Below are 5750 nucleotides of genomic sequence, written 5' to 3' on the forward strand. Positions count from 1 at the left end.
CCGAGAACCTCGCGCGGTCGGTCTCGCCGACGACCGCTTCTCCGTCGGCATCCCTCTCGACCAGTGGGGCGAGCTCGTCGATGAGTTCCTGCCGACGCTTGTCGGTCCACGCGGACACCCCGCCGACGCCGTGTAGCCGACCCCCGTCGTCGTAGAGGCCGACGAGCAGTGAGCCCACGCCCTGCCCCGACTTGTGGATGCGGTAGCCGAGCGCCACCACGTCGGCGGTGCGGGCGTGCTTGATCTTGAACATCGTGCGCTTGCCCGGGGCGTAGGGCTGCGCGAGGGGTTTGGCGACGACGCCGTCCAGGCCCGCTCCCTCGAACTCGGCGAGCCACCGGCGGGCGAGGTCGGGGTCGTCGGTGGTGCGGGTGACGTGCACGGGGTGGGGGACCGCGCCGAGCAGGTCGACGAGCTGCGCGCGACGCTCGGCGAAGGGCTCGCTCTGCAGATCGCGGTCGCCACGCGCGAGCAGGTCGAACGCGATGAACATCGCCGGCGTCTCTTCGGACAGCAGCGCCACGCGCGACGCGGCCGGGTGGATGCGCTGCGACAGGGCCTCCCAGTCGAGGCGCTGCGCTCCGGCGTCACCGCGCGCGACGACCACCTCGCCGTCGATCAGGCAGGGTTCGGGGAGGAGCCGCGCGAAGGCCTCGACGAGCTCGGGGAAGTAGCGGGTAAGCGGCTTCGCCCCGCGACTGCCGATCTCGACGTCGGTGCCGTCCCACGACACCAGCGCGCGGAAGCCATCCCACTTCGGCTCGTACGACAGCCCACCCTCGACCTTTCCGGGGTCGGGGACCGCGGGAACGGATTTCGCGAGCATCGGGGCGGGAATGTCGTACGGCATGGGTCAGTCGGTGCTCTCGTGCCCGGAGAGGGGCACGGGGGTGGACCGCTTCTTGCGGCGCGCCCACGTGGCGGGTTCATCGGGGCCGTTCCACACCGAGATGATGCCCCACGCCACCGCCGTGAGCGGCACGGCCAGGAGGGTGCCCAGGATGCCGCCGATCGCGGTGCCACCGGCAAGGACCACCAGCACGACGAAAGAGTGCAACTGCATCGATCGGCCCATCAGTACCGGCTGGAGGAAGTTGCCCTCGAGCTGGTTCACGAGCACGACGATGCCGACGACGATGAGGGCAACGACCCACCCGTTCGTGACGAGGGCCACGAGAGCGGCCAGGATGCCGGCGACCACCGCACCCACGATGGGGATGAACGCCAGCAGGAAGACGAGCACCGCGAGCGGGAGGGCGAGGGGCACCTGGAGGATCGCGAGACCGACGCCGATCCCGATCGCATCGACCGCCGCCACCGACGCCGTGCCGCGAACGTAGGAACCGAGAACCGTCACCGTCTTGTCGCCGATGCGGCGCGCGCGGTCGTAGTCGCTCCCACGGAAGGGGCGCAGGACGAACTCCCACATGCTCGGGCCGTCCTTCAGGAAGAAGAACAGGATGACGACCATGAGCACGAATCCGGTGACGAACGAGGCGACGGCGCTGACGCCGGCGAGCGCTCCCGTGCCGAACTGCGCGCTCGTGACGAAGTCGCCGATGCCCTGCAGGGCGGAGTTGACCTGATCGGACGAGATCGCGAACGGCAGCGTGTGATACCAGTCCTGCGCCTGCTGGAAGCCCTCGACCGCCTGGGAGACGAGGTAGTCCCACTGGTCGATGACGGCGTTGACGACGAGCCACCCCAAGCCACCCAGCACGGCGACCACGGCGAGCAGCGTCAACAGCGTCGCGATGACAGCCGGCACGCCCTTATGGCGCATCCACATGGTCACCGGGCCGAACGCCGACGCGAAGATCAGGGCGAGGATCAGCGGGATAATGACGAGCGTCACTTGCTGAATGCCCCAGATGAGCCCGCCGACGAGCAGCACCACGACGATGATCTGCACGGCGCGGACGGCCAGCTTGCCGAACCCGTCGGACCACAGGCTGTGCGGCGGCGACTGCTCGGTATGGGTGATCGCCGACGCCACGGCGTCTCGGTGCGCGGGACGGCGGGAGAACAGGCTCATGCGACGACGGTAGCGGGGACTCCCGACATCGCGCGCGGGTTGCGCGTATCCCCGAGGCGGATTAAGGCCACGAGACCGTGGCATCCCGCACCGTCGACCCGCGCCTACCTCCAGCGCCATGCCCGCGTCGGGCCGTGGCAGCCCGCACCGTCGCCCCGCGTGTGCCCCCAGCGCCACGCCTGCGCCGGGGCGTGGCATCCGGAATCAGACGAAGGCGCTCATGCCCGTGATGTCGCGGCCGAGGAGGAGGGCCTGCACGCTCTCGGTGCCCTCGTACGTGTGGATCGCCTCGATGTCGGCCATGTGCTGCATCACGCCGTTCTCGAGCAGGATGCCGTTGCCCCCGAGCAGGTCACGGGCGATCGCCGCGACGCGACGCGCGGCACGGGTGTTGTGGTATTTCGCCAGCGACGCCTGCGTGGGGCGGAGGCCGCCCGAGATCTCGAGGTCAGCGAGACGTCGGCAGTACAGCTGCATCGCGGTGAGCTCGTCGAGCATCTGGGCGAGGCGTTCCTGCACCATCTGGAACTTCGCGAGCGGCTTTCCGAACTGCATGCGCTCGGTGGCATATGTCCGCGCCGCCTCGTAGCAGGCGGTCGCGTGCCCGAGCGCCGACCACGCGACGCCCGAGCGCGTGGCGAACAGCACGGCCGACGCGTCCTTGAAGGTGTGGGTCCCCGGGAGCACGGCATCCGCGGCAAGACGCACCCCGTCGAGGGCGATGTGAGCCTGATGGATGCCGCGGAGCGACACCTTCCCCGTGATGACGGTGCCCGTGTACCCCGGGGTCTCCTGCTCGACGAGGAAGCAGCGCACCTTGTCGTGGTCGTCGTCGCCCTCGGAATCCACGCGCGCCCAGACGAACGTGATGCCGCCGGAGGCGCCGTTGCCGATCCACTTCTTGGTTCCCGAGAGCGTCCAGCCCTCGGCCGTGCGGGTGGCGGTGGTCTCGAGCGAGACGGAGTCGGAGCCGTGGTCGGGCTCGGTCAGGGCGAAGGCGCCGAGCACCGTGCCGTCGGCGAGGGGCTTCAGCCAGCGCGCCTGTTGTTCGGGGGAGCCGAACATCGCGAGCGTGCGCAGGGCGAGTCCGCCCTGGACGGCGAGGGCCGTGGCGAGCGAGCCGTCGCCGCGCGAGACCTCCATGTTGACCAGGCCCGCCGCCAGCGGCGAGGACACCGGGAGGTCGGGGTGCTCGATGCCGTCCGTGAACAGCTCGAGCTCGCCCATGCGCCGCAGCAGCTCGACGGGGTAGGTCGCGGCATCCCACTCGGCCTGCATGCGGGTGCCGACCTCGTCGACGAAGAGCTTCGCGTTGTCCCACGCGACGCGGTCGGCGTCGGGGATGTCGGCGAAGACGGCGTAGTAGTCGGTGTCGCGGCGACCGAGCAGGTCGTACGAGGCGATGCGCTCGCCGGGGAGCGTGCGGGGCTGGGCGTCGGTGCTCATGTACTCAGTATCGCGCATGTTGGTACTGGGTGTCATGTGAGTCTGCACGCATTCGCCTCGCCTGGCGGGCTCGCGGCGGAACTCAGTGCGGCAGGTTCGCGCGCAGCCGCCGCGTGACCTCGGCCGCCGGCATCCGGCGGGGGAACGCCGCGACGATGAGGTCGTCTCCCGCGGCGTCGTCGCCGTCGGGGTGCACGCCGTACCGGCGCAGCACGTCGTCGAGCGCACGACGGAGAGTGGATGCCGGCACCCGCGCGCCGCGCATCAGACGGCGCAGCACGTGGTTGTGTACGGCCGTGACGAGGGCGGCGAAGCCGACGGCATCCAGGGGGTCAAGGCCGGGGAGCGCCTCGCGGAGGTACTCGTCGAAGAGGCGCTCGTAGCGGAACACCGTGACGATCTCGCGATCGCGCAGCACGGGCACCTCGCGCACGATCACGTAACGCCGACGCGCCAGCTCGGGGTCGGCGGCGAAGTGGCGGAACACGCGCATAGACGCGTCGCACACCGCGGCCCAGGGGTCGTCGTGCTGCTGCGCCAGGAAGGTGCGCGTCTCGTCGATCAGTACCTCGTGGTCGGCGAAGACGACGTCTTCTTTCCCGCCGAACTGGCGGAAGAACGTCGACCGCGACACTCCCGCAGCCTGGGCGATCTGCTCGACCGAGGTCTGGTCGTACCCGCGCTCGGCGAACAGCGCGATCGCGGCGGCCACGACCGCGGTGCGGCCTGGAGGGGGAGGGGCGTCCGTCATGACGGGAAGCCTACGGGCGTGGATGCCGACGAACGTCCCGCCACAGCGTCGACTCGGCCAGGGCCTTGTCTCTTACCGGTATCGAACGACTGCTTCCCGGATCGAATCCGCGTGCTGGTAGATCTCGTCCAGCTCCTCGATCGGATGCCGCGTCTCTGTCTTCTGCTCGTCCAGTAGCCCGAGGTACTTCTGGCGACCGTTGAAGTGCAGTCTCGCGATCGGCTTGCGATCGTTGTCGTCGAGGAGAACGGCGAAGTAGCTCTTGGCGTCGCGGCAAGGCGCAGTTACCCGTGCCGGGATTTGAGGCGCGCCTTCTTCTCATGGTTGCCGCAGGTGTTCATCTCGCACCATCGGCGCGTGCGACCGCGGCTGGTATCGAGGAAGGCTGCGCGGCATGTGGGCGAGGCGCAGAGGGCGAGTACGCCGGGGCGCACGCCCGAGAGGATCTCGATCGCATCGGTGGCCACGACTCCCAGAGCGGCGACGACGGTCGGCGGCCGCCCCAGGAGCCACCGCCGGTGGCCATCCCGTGTCAGAGCAGCTGCCGCCCCGCCGCGAGCGCTGGCAGCGTTGATGACGTCAACGGCATCGCGCGGATGCGGTCGACCGAGAGCCTGGGCGGTCGCGGCGACGTGGATCGCCTCGCGCAGGTCTGTCGCTGCGGCGAGGTCGGCGGGCGAGCACGCATCGACGGCCAGTCCCATCTCGCTCAGCCAGTCCGCGAGGCGCGCGGGCGTAGGAATGCGTTCGACGGGTGTGCCGCATCGCTCGGTGAGTGTCCCGGTGAAGCTGGTGGCCAGCACGGAGCCCACGCGGAACTCCGGGGCACGTTCAGACACGGAACCATCTTAGGTGGTTCCGCTGGCGATGGTCCGCGTGTTAGAACCGTCTCAGCCGGTTCTCGGCGGTTCGTACTAAGGGGGACCACCCATGCTCAACCACCCGTCCGACGACCGCGTCGAACTCTTCGAGGCGCGTGCCACGGAGGAACAGCTGGCGGAGCTGCGGGCACGTCTCGCATCGACACGCCTCCCCGAACGCGAGACCACGCGTGAGGGTGTTCGGGGCCGCGACCGATGGGACCAGGGCCCGCCCCTCGCCGACATCGTGGAACTTGTGGAGTACTGGCAAACTGCGTACGACTGGCGGGCGTTCGAACGTCGCCTCAACGAGATCGGCCAGTTCCGTACCGTCGTCGACGGCCTTGGCATCCATTTCCTGCATCGACGCTCCCCGCGGTCGGATGCCACTCCGCTCGTCCTGACGCACGGATGGCCGGGGAGTGTCGCAGAGTTCGTCGACGTCATCGACGAGCTCGCGGACCCTCAGGATCCCCTCGCGCCCGCATTCCATGTCGTCGCGCCGTCGCTTCCGGGCTACGGCTACTCCGACAAACCGGCCGAGGAGGGGTGGGGCACCGAGCGCATCGCGGCGACCTGGGTTCGCCTCATGGGCCGGTTGGGATACGACCGCTTTCTCGCCCACGGGTGGTACTGGGGCGGACCGATCCCGATCGCC

Annotated in this window: 6 protein-coding genes and 1 pseudogene; 1 reads left to right on the forward strand and 6 read right to left on the reverse strand. The window is 69.7% G+C overall.

Annotated features, from left to right (window positions below):
- The 6 genes and pseudogenes from LQV45_RS16235 to LQV45_RS16260 all read right to left on the reverse strand — a co-directional run.
- On the reverse strand, positions 1-850 hold an 850-nt coding region (locus tag LQV45_RS16235), incomplete at its 3' end, for an ATP-dependent DNA ligase (protein ID WP_230007922.1).
- A gap of 3 nt (positions 851-853) precedes the next feature.
- On the reverse strand, positions 854-2035 hold the full coding sequence (locus LQV45_RS16240) for an AI-2E family transporter (RefSeq protein WP_230007923.1): 1182 nt from the start codon (positions 2033-2035) through the stop codon (positions 854-856).
- 204 nt (positions 2036-2239) lie between these two features.
- Positions 2240-3481: an acyl-CoA dehydrogenase family protein gene (locus LQV45_RS16245; RefSeq protein ID WP_230007924.1), complete on the reverse strand. Its 1242-nt coding sequence runs from the start codon at positions 3479-3481 to the stop codon at positions 2240-2242.
- 82 nt (positions 3482-3563) lie between these two features.
- Complete coding sequence (locus LQV45_RS16250; protein ID WP_230007925.1) at positions 3564-4232, reverse strand: TetR/AcrR family transcriptional regulator; 669 nt, start codon at positions 4230-4232, stop codon at positions 3564-3566.
- Between the two features lie 72 nt (positions 4233-4304).
- Positions 4305-4529: pseudogene (locus LQV45_RS16255) on the reverse strand (restriction endonuclease); the annotation flags it as partial.
- Positions 4517-5071: an ABATE domain-containing protein gene (locus tag LQV45_RS16260; protein ID WP_230007926.1), complete on the reverse strand. Its 555-nt coding sequence runs from the start codon at positions 5069-5071 to the stop codon at positions 4517-4519. The gene LQV45_RS16260 and the pseudogene LQV45_RS16255, both read right to left, overlap by 13 nt.
- 91 nt (positions 5072-5162) lie before the next feature.
- Between LQV45_RS16260 and LQV45_RS16265 the strand changes: the two genes are divergently transcribed.
- The coding region (locus LQV45_RS16265) for an epoxide hydrolase family protein (protein ID WP_230007927.1) at positions 5163-5750 on the forward strand (588 nt) is incomplete at its 3' end.

It is taken from the genome of Microbacterium sp. Bi128 (genome assembly GCF_918698205.1).

What these genes read in the sequence shown, in the direction of transcription:
- LQV45_RS16250 (WP_230007925.1), bottom strand. Translation starts at nt 4,232, where the DNA reads ATGACGGACGCCCCTCCCCCTCCAGGCCGCACCGCGGTCGTGGCCGCC.
- LQV45_RS16240 (WP_230007923.1), bottom strand. Translation starts at nt 2,035, where the DNA reads ATGAGCCTGTTCTCCCGCCGTCCCGCGCACCGAGACGCCGTGGCGTCG.
- LQV45_RS16245 (WP_230007924.1), bottom strand. Translation starts at nt 3,481, where the DNA reads ATGAGCACCGACGCCCAGCCCCGCACGCTCCCCGGCGAGCGCATCGCC.